At 71.8% G+C, this 15654-nt stretch carries 14 protein-coding genes; 8 read left to right on the forward strand and 6 right to left on the reverse strand.

What is annotated here, in order from left to right:
* The coding region (locus ACFQGU_RS17350) for a DUF7059 domain-containing protein (RefSeq protein ID WP_386768956.1) at positions 1 to 1483 on the forward strand (1483 nt) is incomplete at its 5' end.
* 15 nt (positions 1484 to 1498) lie between these two features.
* Here ACFQGU_RS17350 and ACFQGU_RS17355 read toward each other — a convergent pair.
* A complete protein-coding gene (locus ACFQGU_RS17355; protein ID WP_386768957.1) occupies positions 1499 to 2017 on the reverse strand; it encodes a MarR family winged helix-turn-helix transcriptional regulator in 519 nt (172 codons plus the stop codon).
* 88 nt (positions 2018 to 2105) lie between these two features.
* Between ACFQGU_RS17355 and ACFQGU_RS17360 the strand changes: the two genes are divergently transcribed.
* A complete protein-coding gene (locus ACFQGU_RS17360) occupies positions 2106 to 2480 on the forward strand; it encodes a DoxX family protein (protein ID WP_386768958.1) in 375 nt (124 codons plus the stop codon).
* Positions 2481 to 2535: 55 nt separating this feature from the next.
* On the opposite strand, the gene ACFQGU_RS17365 is transcribed toward ACFQGU_RS17360, so the two are convergent.
* On the reverse strand, positions 2536 to 3879 hold the full coding sequence (locus ACFQGU_RS17365) for a glutamine synthetase family protein (RefSeq protein ID WP_386768959.1): 1344 nt from the start codon (positions 3877 to 3879) through the stop codon (positions 2536 to 2538).
* Between the two features lie 169 nt (positions 3880 to 4048).
* On the opposite strand from ACFQGU_RS17365, the gene ACFQGU_RS17370 reads away from it, so the two are divergent.
* Complete coding sequence (locus tag ACFQGU_RS17370; protein ID WP_386768960.1) at positions 4049 to 4762, forward strand: type 1 glutamine amidotransferase; 714 nt, start codon at positions 4049 to 4051, stop codon at positions 4760 to 4762.
* A gap of 42 nt (positions 4763 to 4804) precedes the next feature.
* A complete protein-coding gene (locus ACFQGU_RS17375) occupies positions 4805 to 5479 on the forward strand; it encodes a MarR family winged helix-turn-helix transcriptional regulator (protein ID WP_386768961.1) in 675 nt (224 codons plus the stop codon).
* A 71-nt stretch (positions 5480 to 5550) separates the two neighbouring features.
* Here ACFQGU_RS17375 and ACFQGU_RS17380 read toward each other — a convergent pair whose 3' ends face one another.
* Entirely contained in the window at positions 5551 to 6255 is a 705-nt protein-coding gene (locus ACFQGU_RS17380) for a gamma-glutamyl-gamma-aminobutyrate hydrolase family protein (RefSeq protein WP_386768962.1), read from the reverse strand.
* A 95-nt stretch (positions 6256 to 6350) separates the two neighbouring features.
* Here ACFQGU_RS17380 and ACFQGU_RS17385 point away from each other — a divergent pair, with 95 nt between their 5' ends.
* From ACFQGU_RS17385 to ACFQGU_RS17400, 4 genes are all read left to right on the forward strand, one after another.
* Positions 6351 to 7823, forward strand: coding sequence for an aldehyde dehydrogenase family protein (locus ACFQGU_RS17385; RefSeq protein WP_386768963.1), 1473 nt, complete (start codon positions 6351 to 6353; stop codon positions 7821 to 7823).
* Position 7824: 1 nt separating this feature from the next.
* Positions 7825 to 8718, forward strand: a complete 894-nt coding sequence (locus ACFQGU_RS17390) for a DODA-type extradiol aromatic ring-opening family dioxygenase (RefSeq protein WP_386768964.1) — start codon at positions 7825 to 7827, stop codon at positions 8716 to 8718.
* Positions 8719 to 8809: 91 nt separating this feature from the next.
* A complete protein-coding gene (locus tag ACFQGU_RS17395; protein WP_386768965.1) occupies positions 8810 to 9685 on the forward strand; it encodes a fumarylacetoacetate hydrolase family protein in 876 nt (291 codons plus the stop codon).
* Positions 9686 to 9791: 106 nt separating this feature from the next.
* Entirely contained in the window at positions 9792 to 10727 is a 936-nt protein-coding gene (locus ACFQGU_RS17400; protein ID WP_386768966.1) for an LLM class flavin-dependent oxidoreductase, read from the forward strand.
* 36 nt (positions 10728 to 10763) lie between these two features.
* Here the strand turns inward: ACFQGU_RS17400 and ACFQGU_RS17405 are convergent, their stop codons facing one another.
* From ACFQGU_RS17405 to ACFQGU_RS17415, 3 genes are all read right to left on the reverse strand, one after another.
* Positions 10764 to 13400, reverse strand: a complete 2637-nt coding sequence (locus ACFQGU_RS17405) for a phosphoenolpyruvate carboxylase (protein ID WP_386768967.1) — start codon at positions 13398 to 13400, stop codon at positions 10764 to 10766.
* A gap of 153 nt (positions 13401 to 13553) precedes the next feature.
* Complete coding sequence (locus ACFQGU_RS17410) at positions 13554 to 15080, reverse strand: APC family permease (RefSeq protein WP_386768968.1); 1527 nt, start codon at positions 15078 to 15080, stop codon at positions 13554 to 13556.
* A gap of 230 nt (positions 15081 to 15310) precedes the next feature.
* Positions 15311 to 15637 (reverse strand): helix-turn-helix transcriptional regulator, encoded by a 327-nt coding sequence (locus ACFQGU_RS17415; RefSeq protein ID WP_386768997.1) that lies wholly within the window; start codon positions 15635 to 15637, stop codon positions 15311 to 15313.
* Positions 15638 to 15654: the final 17 nt, after the last annotated feature.

Consider the following 15654-nt stretch of genomic DNA (forward strand, 5'->3'; position numbering starts at 1 on the left):
GAGCACCGCCGATCTCGCCGCCGCCAGCCGTCTGCGCTCCACGTTCCTCGACGCCGGGTTCACCGCCGACGGGCTGCTCGCCGTCCTGGGCCCGAGCGCGTACGCCGCCCTCGGGCGCGGCGAGCCCGTGCCTGCCCGGCGGATGCTCGCCGGCCGCAGCGGTGCCGACGTCGTGCTCGCGCACCTGTTCGTCCTCGGCGACGCCGTACCCCGCGAGGCCGTGGCACGGCACCTCCCGCTCGACGACCTCCTCGCCCTCGGGCTCGTCGGCGGGGGAGCCGAGCTCAGGGCAGCCGTGGACGTCCGGCCGTACGGCGAGCCCGACACCGACTGGTACGTCGTGAGCGACCACGGGCCGGACTCGAGCGGCCACACGGTGCCGGAGGTGGCGGTCGACCACGTGCTGGGCGTGGGCGGGGCGAGCCTGACCCTCGCGCGCATCACGCCGCGAGCGCAGGTCGACCGCGCCCTCGACCTCGGCACGGGCTGCGGCGTCCAGGCCCTGCACCTCGGGCGGCATGCGCGCGAGATCGTCGCGACCGACCGCAACCGTCGGGCGCTGCGCCTCGCGGCGCTGTCGGCCGCGCTCTCCGGGCAGCAGTGGGACCTGCGCGAGGGGTCGCTGTTCGAGCCGGTCGGCGGCGAGCAGTTCGACCTCGTGGTCTCCAACCCGCCGTTCGTGATCTCGCCCGGGCACCGCTACACGTATCGCGACGCGGGCCTGCCCGCCGACGACCTCGGGCGGCTCCTGGTGCAGCAGGCGCCGTCGCACCTGCGCGACGGCGGCACCGCGGTGGTGCTGGCCAACTGGCTGCATGTGCGCGGTGAGGACTGGCGCGAGCGCGTCGCCACCTGGGTCGAGGGCACCGGGTGCGACGCGTGGGTCGCCCAGCGCGAGGTGCAGGACCCGGCCGAGTACGTCGGGCTCTGGCTGCGCGACGCGGGCGGCGGGGAGGACCGCGCCGAGCACGACCGCCGCTACGGCGAGTGGCTCGACGCGCTCGCGGACATGGCCGCCGAGGGCATCGGCTTCGGCTGGATCGTGCTGCTCAAGGGGGGCACGTACGGCGCGCAGGGCCCGCGGGTCGAGGACGTGGCGCACGCGCCGCGCCTGCCCGACGGCGCCGAGGTGTCGGGCCTCGTGTCTGCGCGCGCGGCGTGGGCGGGCACCGACGCGTTCGCGCTGCTGGAGTCGACGCCGCGGCGCGTCGAGGGGCTGCGCCTCGTGGAGTCCGACGTGGCGGGGTACGACGGGCGGCTCGGCGCGACGCCGCCGCGGCTCTCGGTGCTGGACGGGTGGCGGCCCGAGGTCGTCCTCGACTCCGTAGGCGCGCACCTCGTCCGCACCTTCGACGGCGCCACGACCGTGACCGAGGCGGTCGACCGTGCCGCCGTGGTGTTCGACCTCGACGCCGACGACGTGCTGCCGGGTGCGCTCATCGCCGTACGCGGCCTGGTCGAGGAGGGCTTCCTCCGCCTGTAGCCGCGGTGACGCGGCTCAGGCGCGGCGGGGCTTGGACGCCGTGGGCGCGTGCCCGTGCGCCACGATCTCCGCGGTCTGCGGCGCCGCCACCTCGAGCACCTTGCGCGCGATGCGTCCGAGCTGGTCGAGCTGCGTCGGGGTCAGCACGTCGACCACGAGCCGCCGGGCCTCGCGCACGTGCGCCGGCGCGCACTCCTTCATCTTCGCGCGGCCGGCGGGGGTCAGCACGGCCTCGACCGCGCGCGGATCGTCGTCGGCCTGACGGCGGACGACGAAGCCCTGCTTCTCCAGCCGACCTACGGCGTGCGAGAGCCGCGACGGCGAGCCGCTCGCGAAGGCGGCGAGCGCGCTCATGCGGATGGCGTGGTCGGGGGCGTCGGACAGCCCGGCCATCACCTGGTACTCGAACGAGTTGAGCCCTGCGTCGCGCTTCAGCTGCGCGTCGATCGCGGCGGGCAGCGCCTCGAGCAGCACCGAGAGCGCGATCCACGAGCGCAGCTGCTCGGGGGTGAGCCAGGGGACGTCGTCAGCCATGGGCGAAGGTTAGCGGAGAGTGATACTTGAACATTCAACTCAAAGGGGTTACGGTGATTTCAGTTGAACATTCAATACAGGAGCTGACATGAACATCGCACTCTGGATCGTCGCCGGGATCGCTGCTGCGGCCTTCCTCGCCGCCGGCCTCATGAAGATCACCGGCAAGCGCGAGCAGCTGCTCGAGCGCATGGCCTGGGTCGCCGACTACTCGCAGACGCAGGTCAAGGTGATCGGCGTCGTCGAGGTGCTCGGCGCGCTCGGCCTGATCCTGCCGGCCGTCACGGGCATCGCACCGATCCTGGTGCCGGTCGCGGCGACCGGTCTCGTCATCGTGATGGTGCTCGCGGCAGCCATGCACCTGCGCCGCGGCGACGGCTTCGCCGCAGTCGTCCCCAACATCGTGCTGGGCCTCATGGCCGCCTTCGTGGCCTGGGGCCGCTTCGGCGCCTACGCGTTCTGATCGCGACGGACGCATGACGGAGGCCCCCGCCGAGGCGGGGGCCTCCGTCATGCGGCTACAGGTGGTAGGCGTACTCGCGGAACTCCCAGTCGGTGACGAACCGCGAGAAGCGCTCGACCTCGTTGCGCTTGTACGTCAGGAACGAGTTCACGAAGAACTCGCCGAGCACCTCGGCCAGCGCGGTGTCGGCCTCGAGCGCGTCGAGCGCCTCGGGCAGCGACTGCGGCAGCATCGGTGCGCTCTCGGGGTCGTAGCCGTAGCCCTCGAGCGGCGCGGCGGGCTCGAGCGTGTCGCGCACGCCGAGGTAGATCGCCGCGCTGACGGCGGCCATGGCGAGGTACGGGTTCGCCGTCGCGTCGCCGAGGCGCACCTCCATGCGGGCAGCACCCCCGCGCTCCGGCGGGATGCGGACCATCGCGCTGCGGTTGTCCAGGCCCCAGTCGATGAGCCAGGGGGCGAGGGTGTCGGGCCCGAACCGCTTGTACGAGTTGATGGTCGGGTTGAGGATCGCGGCGAGCGCCGGGGCGTGCGCGAGGACGCCGGCGATGGCGGCGCGACCGGTGGCCGAGAGACCGTCCACGCCGGCGGGGTCGCCGAACACGTTCGTGCCGTCGGCGTCGACGAGCGAGATGTGCAGGTGGAAGCCGCTGCCGCCCTCCTCGTTGAACGGCTTCGCCATGAACGTCGCGAGCATGCCCTCGTGCCGAGCGATCTCCTGCACAGCCGACTTCATGCGGAACGCGCGGTCCGCGGCGTCGAGCAGGTCGGAGTGGTTGAGGTTGATCTCGAACTGGCCGGGCGAGAACTCGTGGTTGGCCGCCGTCACCTGCAGCGAGGCGTCGCGCATGTTGCGCAGCATCGTGAGGAGCATGCCGCGGGGGTCGCCCTTGCGGCCGACGACGTACACGTTGCCGGGCTGGTCGGCGTACCGGCTCCAGCCCGTCGGGCTCGAGGAGTCGGGCTCGAGGAGGTAGAACTCGAGCTCCGGGCCGATCACCGCGCTGACGCCGAGCTCGCTCAGCTTGGCCGAGACGCGGCGGGCGACCTCGCGGGGCGACTCCTCGGCTGCGAGGCCGCCGAGGACGCTGGTGTCGGCGAGGCACCACGCGGCGCCCGGCTCCCACGGCAGGTTCGTGAGCGTGGTGAGGTCGGGGCGCGCGCTGATGTCGGGCAGGCCGCTCTCGATGCCGCCCTGCACCGGGACGACGTCGCCCATCGGGGTCGTGTGGTAGACCGCGCGGCAGAACGCGATGCCGTGGCCCATGACGCTCTGGAGCTCGTCGATGAGCACGTCGCGGCCGCGGTCGACACCGATGAGGTCCGGGTACGACACGCGGATCACGTCGATGCCCTTGGCGCGCAGGTCCTCGACCAGCGAGCTCACGTCAACCTGGTCCATGCGGGGCTCTCCTGGTCTCGAGCGACGGGAACAGTCGTTCGGATGCGAACGATGGGGGAACGATAGTGGGAGCGATGCCCCGTGGGAAGAGGCTCGCGCAAACTCGCCCGCGCCCTTGCGGCACCGGGGGTCGGGCCATATGTTCGGGCCCGAACGAGAGGAGCCGCCCGTGCGCGCGCTGTTCATCCAGCAGGACCACGTCTCGCCCGTCGGGCCCGTGGGCGACCAGCTCGAGGCGCGCGGGTACGCCATCGAGGAGTTCGTCGTCGTCCCCGAGGACAGGTTCCACGAGCCCAATGTGGCAGCGGTGTTCCCGGACCCGCGCGACTTCGACGTGATCGTGCCGATGGGCGCCCCCTGGTCGGTGTACGACGAGCCCACGATCGGGGCCTGGATCCTCGAGGAGCTGACCTTCCTCCGGACGGCGCACCAGGCGGGCGTGCCCGTGCTCGGCATCTGCTTCGGCGGCCAGGCGCTCGCGAGCGCGCTCGGCGGTGGCGTGGAGCGCGCGCCTGAGGCCGAGGTCGGCTGGTACGAGGTCGACAGCGCCGACCCGGCGCTGGTCGAGCCGGGGCCGTGGTTCCAGTGGCACCACGACCGGTGGATCTCGCCACCCGGATCGGAGGTCCTCGCGCGGACGCCGCGGGCCGAGCAGGCCTTCACCATCGGGCGCAGCATGGGCGTGCAGTTCCACCCCGAGCTCACGCCGTCCTCGCTCCAGGGGTGGTTCGACAACGGTGGGGCTGCGTACCTCGAGGCGCACGGCGAGGACGCCGACGCCCTCATGACGCGCACGGTGGCGACCGCGGCCGACGCGCAGGCCCGCAGCCGCCGGCTCGTGGACCGCTTCCTCGACCGGGTCGCCTCGCGGCCAGTGGGCTGAGCCGGGCGTGCGGACCCGAACGACTCTCGTAGACTCCGCTGCGTGGCTGCCGTGAGCTCGTCGGACAAGGCTGGGTCGCGGGCCGCCTCGGGCGCGCGCCGCGTCGCCGCGCACGTCGTCCACCCGGACGACTGCGACCCGAGCACCTGCCCCTGCGACGACGCGGAGTGCTCGTTGAGCAAGTACGTGCGGGCCACGAATGCGGCGGCCGACCCCAGCCCCACCGGCGAGCACACGCTCGAGGCCACCGAGCAGGCGGTCGCCGAGCGGCTCAAGGGCCTCGAGGTCGACATGGGCGCGATGGCCGCCGTCTCGAACATCTACCGGGCCGCGAACGCCGTCCGCAACCACCTCGAGCGCACGGTGCTCGCCCCGCACGAGCTCACCTGGACCGGCTGGGTCGTGCTCTGGGTCGTGTGGATCTGGGGCGACATCGAGAGCCGGCACGTCGCCGCCGAGGCGGGCATCTCCAAGGGCACGCTGACCGGCGTCCAGAACACCCTCATCGCACGCGGGCTCGTGAAGCGGCGGGTGCACCCCGACGACGCGCGCCGCGTGCTGCTCTCGCTCTCGCCCAAGGGCCAGCGCCTGATGTCCGAGGTGTTCCCGAAGTTCAACGCCGAGGAGGCGTTCGTCTCGAGCCAGCTCGACGCCGCCGCCAAGCTCGCCATGGCCCGCTCCCTGCGCACCGTCGTCAAGCAGGCCGAGAACGCCTGACTCGCTCTGTGTGCGATGAAGGCGACCTTCATCCAATAGAGCCGAACAATTCCGGCCATCACGGCCGGTGGTCAGCGGGCGGCGTCGACGAGGGCGCGGAAGAGGGCCAGCTGCGCGGGGTCGGTGCCGTACGTGTCCTCGGGGTGCCACTGGACGGCGAGGAACCAGCCCTTCGCGTCCGGGAGCACCGCACCCTCGACCGTGCCGTCGGCCGCGTGCGCCACGGGCACGAGGCCGTCTGCCAGGCGGCTGACCCGCTGGTGGTGGTAGCACGACGCAGCGACGGTCGGCCCGACGACGTCGGCGAGCACGCTGCCGGCGTCGACCGACACCTCGTGCACCACGTGCCGGTGCGGCTCGGCCATGTGCTGCTCGAGCTCGCCGCCGAGCGCGACGTTCACTACCTGCCATCCGCGGCAGACCGCGAGCAGCGGCGTACCCGACTCGACCGCCCATCGCGCCACCGCGAGGTCGAAGGCGTCCTGCTCGACGTCGACGTCGTACACGTCGTCGCTCTGGATCTCCTGCCCGTACGTCGACGGGTCGAGGTCGCCGCCGCCCGGGAGGAGCACGGCGTCCACGAACGACAGCCGCCGCGCGACGTCGTCCGCGCTCACCACGCCGTCCGGCGCCCAGGGGTGGATCGTCACGGGCTCGCCGCCGGCCAGCAGCACGGCCTCGGACAGCGCACGCGCGTTGGTGATCGCGCGGTGGCGGTGCGCGGACGCCGAGGACGAGAACCGAGCAGGGATCGCGACGATCGGTGTCCGCGACATCTCTTGACGCCTCCGCAGCCGGGCCATACGTTTGTGTCCGAACGATAGCCCGGACCGGCTCGCTCGACCACCCCATCCTCGCGGAGGCCCGCTCCATGACCAAGGCAGTCGTCGCCGGCGTCGAGATCGACACCCGGCACTGGATCGGTGGCGAGCGCGTCGCGAGCGCGACGACGTTCGAGGACGTCTCGCCGCTCGACGGAACGGTCATCGCCGAGGTGAGCCGGGGAGGCCAGGCCGAGGTCGACGCCGCGGTCGCCGCGGCCAAGGCCGCGTTCCCCGCCTGGGCCGCGCTTCCGGTCGCGGAGCGCTCGGCCATCCTGCTGAAGGTCGCCGAGGGCATCGAGGCGCACATCGAGGACCTCGCGCAGGTCGAGACGCGCGACAACGGCTCGCTGCTGCGCTCGCACCGCCGCGGCGTCATGCCGCGCGTCGCGATGAACATCCGCTTCTTCGCCGAGTACGCCATGACGGAGCTCGGCCACCCCGACTTCGACACCCGCGGCCACCGCAACCACGTGAGCTGGGACCCGGCCGGCGTCACCGCGATCGTCACCCCGTGGAACGCGCCGCTGATGCTCGCCACCTGGCGCATCGGCCCCGCGCTCGCGGCGGGCAACACCGTGGTGGCCAAGCCCCCGGAGTGGGCGCCGCTGACCGCGTCGCTCTTCGCCGACATCGCGCACGAGGCCGGGCTCCCCGCCGGCGTCTTCAACGTGGTGCAGGGGCTCGGTACGGAGGCAGGTGCGCCGCTCGTCGCGCATCCCGACGTACGCCGGGTCTGCTTCACCGGATCGGTGCCGACGTCGATCAAGATCGGCGAGTCGGCGGCGCGCAACGTGACGCCGGTGAGCTTCGAGCTCGGCGGCAAGTCGCCGCTGCTGGTCTTCGACGACGCCGACCTCGACCTCGCGGTCGATCTCGCGGTGGAGCAGTTCGACAACTCCGGCCAGGTCTGCCTCGCCGCCGTCCGCCTCCTCGTGCAGGACGGCATCTATGACGAGTTCCGCACGCGGTTCCTCGAGCGCGCTGCGCAGGTGACGCAGGGCGACAGCCGCGAGGAGTCGTCCGACATCGGTCCGCTGGTGAGCCGGACGCACTTCGAGCGCGTCGACGGCTTCGTGAAGCGCGCGGTCGCCGACGGCGCCCAGGTGATCCTCGGCGGCGAGCCGAACCACGAGCTCAACAATGCGACCGGCGGATTCTTCTACAAGCCGACGGTGTTCGAGGGCGTGGACAGCTCGATGGAGATCACCTGCCAGGAGGTCTTCGGCCCGGTGCTGACGCTGCAGCGGTTCTCCACGGAGGAGGACGGAGTACGCATGGCCAACGACACCGAGTTCGGCCTCGCGGCCACGCTCGTGACGGGAAGCCAGGAGCGTGCCGAGCGAGTGTCGTCCCGGCTGCGGGCAGGCACGGTGTGGATCAACTGCTTCTTCGTCCGCGACCTCTCCGCCCCGTTCGGCGGCAGCGGCCGGTCGGGGATCGGTCGCGAGGGCGGCATCTGGTCGTTCGACTTCTACTGCGACGTCAAGAACTCCGTGTTCGCCCCGAAGGGATGGAACTGACATGGGTGAGGTTGTCGGAGCGGGGCTGCTGTCCCACGTGCCCACGATCATGGCTCCGCTCGAGGAGCGGCTCGCGCTCAACGGCGGCAAGGAGATCTCGCTCGTCCCCGCCCTGCACCGGCTGCGCGCGGAGAAGTTCGAGCAGCTCGACTACGACACCGTGATCGTCCTCGACTCGCACTGGTTCACCACGGTCGAGTTCATCGTGACCTCGCAGGACCTCCGCGCAGGCCTGTTCACGGCCGAGGAGCTCCCGCGCGGAATGTGCCGCATCCCGTACGAGTGGAAGGGCGACCGCGAGCTCGCCGAGGCGATCGCGGCCGAGGGCGAGCCGGCCGGCACCTGGATCACCGCGATCGACGACCCGTACCTCCCGCTGTACTACCCGTCGATCAACCTCTGGTCGTACCTCGGCAAGGGCATGGACAAGCAGTGGATCTCGATCTCGGTCTGCCAGACCGGTGAGACCGACGACTTCCTGCGCGTCGGGCGCGCCATCCGCGCCGCGATTGAGAAGACCGACCGCAAGGTGATCATCATCGCGACCGGCTCGATGTCGCACACGTTCTACAAGCTCAAGGAGCTGCGCAAGCACGAGAGCAGCGACCCGTCGCACATCATCACCCAGAAGGCGCGCGACATGGATCACGAGCGCCTCGAGTGGTTCTTCGAGGGCCGTCACGACCGCGTCCTCGAGACGATGCCGGAGTTCCTCGCCGTGCGCCCGGAGGGCATGTTCGCCCACTACCTCATGATGGCTGCGGCGCTCGGTGAGGACGACTTCAGCGCACCCGGGGTCCAGTACGGCGACTACGAGAACGCCATCGGCACCAGCCAGGTCCACGTGTGGTTCGACCGGCCCGAGGCCGGCTGGACCGCGCCCCGAACCACCTGACCGACGTACGACGCGACGGCGCCCTCACCGGGGGCGCCGTCCGTGCATCCCGACGCACCACCCGCGCTGCCTGAGAACCCTGGGAGAGAACGTGACCGAGTACCGCCGGATCCTGCTCGAGGGCAGCGCCGTCCAGGTCGTGCGCCACGGCGACACGCTCGTCGCCGCCGACGGCCGCGAGGTGGGGGTCGAGGATGCGATCCACCTGCCGCCGTCGGAGCCGACGAAGATCATCGCGGTGCACCTGAACTACGACAGCCGCACGCAGGAGTTCATGACCAAGCTGCCGCCGGCGCCGACGTACTTCCACAAGCCGATCACGGCGATCAACAGCCACAAGGGCGCCGTCGTGCGGCCCGAGGGCTGCCGCTGGCTCAACTACGAGGGCGAGATCGTCATCGTCATCGGGCGCACCTGCCGCAACGTGTCGCCGGCCGAGGCGGGCGACTACATCGCCGGCTACACCGTCGGCAACGACTACGGCCTGCACGACTTCCGCGACACCGACGCAGGCTCGATGCTGCGCGTGAAGGGGTCCGACACCCTCGCGCCGGTGGGCCCGGGCCTCGTCACCGACTGGGACTTCCGCGGCAAGCAGATCCGCACCCTCGTCAACGGCGCCGTCGTCCAGGACGACACGACCGACGGCATGGAGTGGGACATGAACTACCTCGTCGCCGACCTCGCCCGCACGATCACGCTCGTGCCCGGCGATCTCATCTACTCCGGTACGCCGGCCAACTCGCGACCGGTCGTCCCCGGCGACGTCGTCGAGGTGGAGGTGGAGGGCCTCGGGAGGCTCACGAACCACATCGTCACCGGCCCGACCCCGATCCGCACCGACGTCGGCGCGCAGCCGACCGAGAGCGAGGAGGTCGTCTCCACGGCCCTCGGCGGCGACTGGGAGTTCCGCGGCATCCGCACCCCGTCCAAGGACCTCTACCCGAGCACCGTCCAGGAGAAGTAGCCCCCGCAGCCCGCTGAAGGACGCGAGTTACTGCCCAAATGCACGCTGAACGACGCCGCTCAACGAGCATTTGGGCAGTAACTCGAGGAAGAAGGGGTAGGGCGGGATGGCGGACGTGCGGTGGCTCATGGTGCTCACCGAGAACGAGGCGATCCTCGACCCGCGCGACCTCGGGGCGCTGGTCGACCTCGCGGCGACCGCCGGGGCGAACGGCGTCGACGGCGTCCAGGTCTCCGAGCACGTCGTGCTCGGGCGCGACTCAGGTGCTGCAGGCGAGATGCACAACCCGCGCGACTACGCCGCGCCCGGCAACCAGTCGCCGACGTACCCCTGGCCCAGCAGCATCGTGCTCATGTCGGCCATCGCGCAGGCGACGTCCAGCCTGCGCCTGGTCGCCGGCGCGATCATCGCCCCGCTGCGCCACCCGCTGCTGCTGGCCAAGGAGCTCGGCACCCTCGACCTGCTCTCCGAGGGGCGCCTCGTCGTGCTGCCGACGGTGAGCTGGTCGAAGGACGAGTACGCCGCCCTCGGGGTGCCCTTCGCCGAGCGCGGCCGGATCCTCGACGAGCAGCTCGAGGTGCTCGCGAAGTCGTGGGGCCCGTTCCCGATCAGCCACGACGGACCGCGGTTCCCGTTCACCGACGTCTGGCTGGAGCCGGGCGCCCACTCGTCGGCGGGCCCGCCGTTCTGGTTCGGCGGCCAGGGGATGCCGCCGCACGTCGTACGCCGCATCGCGCGCTACGGCAGCGGCCTCAACCCCTTCGGCCGTCTCACCGACGCCGACATGGCAGCGCTCGCGACGGGTATGCGCGAGGTCGGACGCGACATCGCCGAGCTCGAGCTCGTCGGCGGCATCCAGGGCGCGTTCACCGGGCCGGACGACGTCGCCGACGTCGACGTCGCGCTCGCCGACCTGCCCCGCCAGCTCGAGCAGGGCTTCACCACGATCTGCTTCAAGCCGTCGATGTTCGTCCGCAGCGTCGACGAGGTGCCTGCGCTCTGCCGCCACCTCGTCGCCGAGGGCGCCCGCCTCACGGCCTGACGGCGACGGTCGATCGGGGCGCGTGAGGCTCGCCGCTCAGCCGGTGTTCTGCAGCCCGGCGGCCGAAGCGTTCACCGCGAGCAGGAGCACGCTGCGCCACGGCGTGCTCTCGCCGTCGGTCCGCACATGTGTCAGGGCGCGCAGCTCCAGCCGCGACAGAGCGTCGACGAAGGGCGCCCGAGCGGTCACGGTCGCGGCCAGGACCCGCTTGCGCTCCAGCAGCTCGGACTGCCCCATCACGTCGAGCACCAGGGAACGGGTGAGGTCCATCTCGGCCAGGATCTGCTCGGTGATGTCGCTGCGACCTCCGAGGCTGAGGAACAGCGAGGCGAGCATGCGGTTGCTCTTCGCCAGGCTCATCTCGGCGACGTCGAGCAGCGCGGCCATCAGCGGCCACTCACGGTAGGCGCGCTGCAGGAGCTCGATGTCCCCCACAGCCGACAGGCCCGACCCGATGCCGTACCAGCCCGGAAGGTTCGCCCGCGTCTGGCTCCAGGCGAAGACCCACGGGATGGCCCGCAGGTCCGACAGCGACCGACCGGACTCGGCGCCGCTGCGCCGCACGGGGCGGGATCCGAGCCGCAGCTCGCCGATCTCCTCCAGCGGGCTGGCGTCGGCCAGGACGTCGGCGAAGCCGGGAGTCTCGACCAGCCGTCGGTACTCCTCGCGGGACGCCCGCTCCACCGTGGCAGCGAGGTCGGCGTACCGCTGGGCGGCCGAGGCGTTGCGCTCGGCCACGGCGGCGGTGTCCGCCAGCAGCACCGCCGTCGTCATCCGCTCGAGGTGGCGCTGGGCCACCGTCGTGTCCCCGTAGCGGGCGAAGATCACCTCGCCCTGCTCGGTGACCTTCAGCCGGCCGTCGACCGACCCCGGGGGCTGCGCCGTCACCGCGCGGTGGAGCGGCCCGCCGCCGCGTCCCAGCGAGCCGCCCCGACCGTGGAACAGCGTCAGCCCGACCGCATGGCGCCCTGCCCACGCCACCAGTCGGCTCTGCGCCTCGGACAGCGCGATCGTCGCCGCAGCAGGTCCGACATCCTTGGCGGAGTCGGAGTAGCCGAGCATGACCTCGACGGCTCGACCGGTGCCGGCGAGCCAGTCCTGGGTCGATCGGAGCGGCAGCCACCCGTCGAGGACCGCGGTGGCCCCGTGCAGGTCCTCACCGGTCTCGAACAGCGGGACGACGTCGAGCCGCAACGGACGGTCGCCCACCGCGAGCCGCGCCAGCGCGCGCACCGCGACCAGGTGCGCCGACGTCTGGCTGAACGAGACGACGTACCGGCCGCATGACCGCTGACCCCACCGGCTCTGCAGCCACTCCAGCACGCGCAGCGTGTCGAGCACCTCGGCCGCACGGTCCGAGCGGGCCACGACGCCCTCCGGCCAGCCGTCGGTGGCCAGCCCGTCGAGGAACGCCTCGTCGTCCGCCGCGGCCGCGGCGTCGTGCACGCCAGGCAGCTGGCCGATGAGCTCGATGAGGGCCTCTCGGTGGATCGCCGAGTGCTGCCGCACCTCGAGCTCGGCCAGGTGGAAGCCGAACGTCTCCACGACCCAGATGACGTGCTGCAGCTCCCCGTTCGCGGCCCGCGCGGCACCCGCCTGCTGCAGCGACTCCTGCACGAGCCGCAGGTCGTCGAGCAGCTGCTCGGGGCCGGTGTAGGAGTGCTCGGTGAGGCCGGCGCGGGTGGCACGGATGCGCTCGGCCATGACGAGGAGCTTCTGACGGTGGGGCTCCCCAGGGCTGGCCAGCCGGATCTGCGACATGCGGTCGGGCATGCCCACCGCGTCCCGTGCCAGCGACTCCTGCAGCGCCCGGGAGGGCGCGGTGTCCGACTCGTCCTCGGTCAGGGTGCGTCCCACGCGTTCCACCGCGTCGAGCAGGGCCGCGAGCGCGTGCTCCGCCTGCAGCGCCATCGCCTGACGGGTGACATCGGCGGTCACGTAGGGGTTGCCGTCGCGGTCGCCACCGACCCAGGACCCGAACCGGACGAAGGCCGGGACCGGTGTCGGGATGGCGCCGCTGCGCTCGCCCACCAGCGCCACCTCCGTCGCGCGGTACAGCCGCGGAACGGCGCGGACGAGCGTCTGGTCGAACACCGTGAGGACCGTGCGGACCTCGTCCAACGGGCCGGGCCGTGTCGTGCGCAAGGAGGACGTCCGCTGCAGCGTCTCGATCTCCTCGAGCAGGCGACGTCGGGCCACCCATCGCTCGGCCGCACCCACGCGTGGGTCGTCGTGCCGTGCCAGCTGGTCCGCCACCCGCCGCACCGCCGTCGCGACTGCACGGCGTCGTGCCTCCGTCGGGTGGGCGGTGAGGACGGGGTGGATGCGCAGACGGCCCAGGACCTCCTGCGTGCCCTCCGCCGTCGCCGACACGACGGCGGGCCACAGCTCGTCGCCGAAGTCGGCGTCAGGCGCCGCCGGCTGCTCGTGCTGGATGGCGCGGGCACGCTCGCGCTCGTCGGCCAGGTTGGACAGGTGCAGGCGCACCGCGAGCGCGCGGGCGAGACTGCCGGAATCCTCCGGCCCGAGCGCGTCGATGGCGGTCTCCGCCGCCGCGGGGTCCGCGGTGATCTGCTCGAGAAGCAGGGCGATGTCCGCGGCGCCGGACTCGCGCAGGACCTGGTCGTGTAGCGTCGACAGCAGGTGCAGGTCGGCTGCCAGCAGCTCGGCCACCTCGGTCCTCCCACGGTCCGGATCGAGCGAAGCAAGTTTCCGGTATCACCCTACGTGAGTCAGAGTCAGGGCATGGTCGTATCCGATGCCGTCGTGACGGACGGCACGAGGCCCCGGACCGTGCGGTCCGGGGCCTCGTGGGTGCGCTGGCGATCAGCTGACGAGGTCGGCGATCGCGTCCTCGTTCTCGTCCGTCAGGCGGAGCTTGCCCACCAGCAGGCCGAGGGCGAACATCGCGAACGGCGTCAGCACGAGGATCCAGCCGGTGGCGTTGAGGCCCCACGGCGTCACGGTCGGGTCGACCCCCTCCGCGACCGTGCCCGCGAGCAGGCCGAAGCGCGAGGCCAGCAGCCACATGCCCACGGTCAGGCCGATGATCGAGAGCAGCGGAGCGATGACCGATGCCCACACCCCGACGTCTCCACGATGGCGGGAGAAGAACGCCACGACCGCGAGCGACACGAGGATCTCGACGAAGACGATGGCGAGCACCGCAAGGCCGGAGAACCAGTAGAAGAGGTTGAGGATCGGGTCGAGAGCAGCCACCCAGAAGATGACGATCACGACCAGGGAGATCACCGAGGTGACCAGGGTGCCGGCCCAGGGGGCGCCGCGGCCGTTCACACGGTCGAGCGAGGTCGGCAGAACACCGGAGCGGCCCATGGCGTAGAAGTAGCGCGCGGCGGAGTTCTGGAACGCCAGCAGGCCCGCGAACAGCGACGAGATGACCAGCCAGCTCATGAGGTCGACGATCCAGGTGCCGACGTACTGCTCGGCCACCGCGAACAGGACGCCTGCCGGATTGGCGAGCGGCACGCCCTCGACCGTGGAGAGCTCGACGGTCCGGTCGATCACGGTCGAGGCCCCGAGGCCGGTGACGACGGCGAACGCGGTGAAGCCGAACACGATGGTGATGGTGATGACCGCCAGGTACGTCGCCCGCGGCACCGTGCGGTGCGGGTCCTTGGCCTCCTCGCCGTAGATGGCGGTGGCCTCGAAGCCGATGTAGGAGGCGAAGGCGAAGGCGAGCGCGATGCCCGCGGTGCTCGCAAGCCCTCCGGCGAAGATGTTGGCCGGCGCGAACGAGGCGCCGAGGTCGATGCCCTCGGGCTTGTCGGAGGAGAAGAAGACGGCGAAGCCGGTGACGACCAGCGACAGGAGCTCGAGGGACATCAGGACGCCGAGGAGCTTGGCACCGACGTCGACCGAGAGTGCTGAGAGGCCGAGCACGAGGGCCCAGGCGATGAGCGTCCAGGCGTACCACGGCAGGTCGATGCCGAACTTCGCCTTCATCTCGCCTGACACCAGGCCGCCGAAGAACCCGAAGATCGCGAGCTGGACGGCGAGATATGCGACCAGCGACACGAACGCCGAGCCGACGCCGGGGATGATCCCGAGGCCCCGCCCGACGTAGGCGAAGAAGGCCCCGACGTTGGTCACGCGGCTCGCCATAGCGGCGTAGCCGACGCTGAACAGCAGCAGGACGAGGCCGACGACGACGTAGGCGCCGGGGGCCGCGGCACCGTTGCCGAGGACGATGGCGACCGGGACGGCGCCGGTCATGCCGACGAGCGGTGCGGCTGCGGCGACGACGAAGAACACGATGCCGAGGACGCCGAGGCGTCCGTGGTGCAGCGCGGTCTCCGGGGTCTCCTGCGGCGGGGGCTGGAGCTGGGTCATGGCTCTCCTCGTGGCGCCGGGACTCGGCGAGGTCGGCGGATCCGTTCGGATCCGAATGACTGCGCAAGAGTGGCGCGTGCCACAGCCCGAGTCAAGGGTTTCGGGGCGATTTTGTCCGGGTGCGAACGACTCTCGTCAGCACGGGTGGGCAGAGTGCGCAATGCAGCCTGCGGCGACGTGCGGAGAGTGACCGAACGTGGTCAGTCGTGCGCGGAGCGGAACCGGATGGCTCAGGTGCGGCGGGGCGCGTCTGCAGAGGCGAAGAGCGCGAGCAGCTCGCCGACCTCGTGGTCGGCCTCGGCCGGGTGCCGGAACCGCCCCGCCGGGTGCAGCTCGTAGGTGTTGCGGCGTCCGACCCGGGTGCGGGTCACGAAGCCGGCCTCCTCGAGGTCGCGCACGATCGCCTGGGCGGCGCGCTCGGTGATCTGGGCGGCGTCGGCGAGGTCGCGCAGCCGTGCGTCGGGGTCGCGCGCGATGAGCAGCAGGACGCGCGCGTGGTTGGTGAGCAGGGTCCAGGAGCGGGTCGGCGACTCGGAGGGCGGCTGCACGGCGCCCATTGTGGTCCGTCCATGGG

It is taken from the genome of Longivirga aurantiaca, from assembly GCF_042660085.1.
GTDB classification, from domain to species: Bacteria; Actinomycetota; Actinomycetes; order S36-B12; family CAIYMF01; genus Longivirga; species Longivirga aurantiaca.

Excerpts from the sequence above, each read along its gene's own strand:
- ACFQGU_RS17360 (WP_386768958.1), top strand. The coding sequence starts at position 2,106 with ATGAACATCGCACTCTGGATCGTCGCCGGGATCGCTGCTGCGGCCTTC.
- ACFQGU_RS17415 (WP_386768997.1), bottom strand. The coding sequence starts at position 15,637 with ATGGGCGCCGTGCAGCCGCCCTCCGAGTCGCCGACCCGCTCCTGGACC.
- ACFQGU_RS17355 (WP_386768957.1), bottom strand. The coding sequence starts at position 2,017 with ATGGCTGACGACGTCCCCTGGCTCACCCCCGAGCAGCTGCGCTCGTGG.
- ACFQGU_RS17410 (WP_386768968.1), bottom strand. The coding sequence starts at position 15,080 with ATGACCCAGCTCCAGCCCCCGCCGCAGGAGACCCCGGAGACCGCGCTG.
- ACFQGU_RS17385 (WP_386768963.1), top strand. The coding sequence starts at position 6,351 with ATGACCAAGGCAGTCGTCGCCGGCGTCGAGATCGACACCCGGCACTGG.
- ACFQGU_RS17390 (WP_386768964.1), top strand. The coding sequence starts at position 7,825 with ATGGGTGAGGTTGTCGGAGCGGGGCTGCTGTCCCACGTGCCCACGATC.
- ACFQGU_RS17400 (WP_386768966.1), top strand. The coding sequence starts at position 9,792 with ATGGCGGACGTGCGGTGGCTCATGGTGCTCACCGAGAACGAGGCGATC.
- ACFQGU_RS17365 (WP_386768959.1), bottom strand. The coding sequence starts at position 3,879 with ATGGACCAGGTTGACGTGAGCTCGCTGGTCGAGGACCTGCGCGCCAAG.
- ACFQGU_RS17380 (WP_386768962.1), bottom strand. The coding sequence starts at position 6,255 with ATGTCGCGGACACCGATCGTCGCGATCCCTGCTCGGTTCTCGTCCTCG.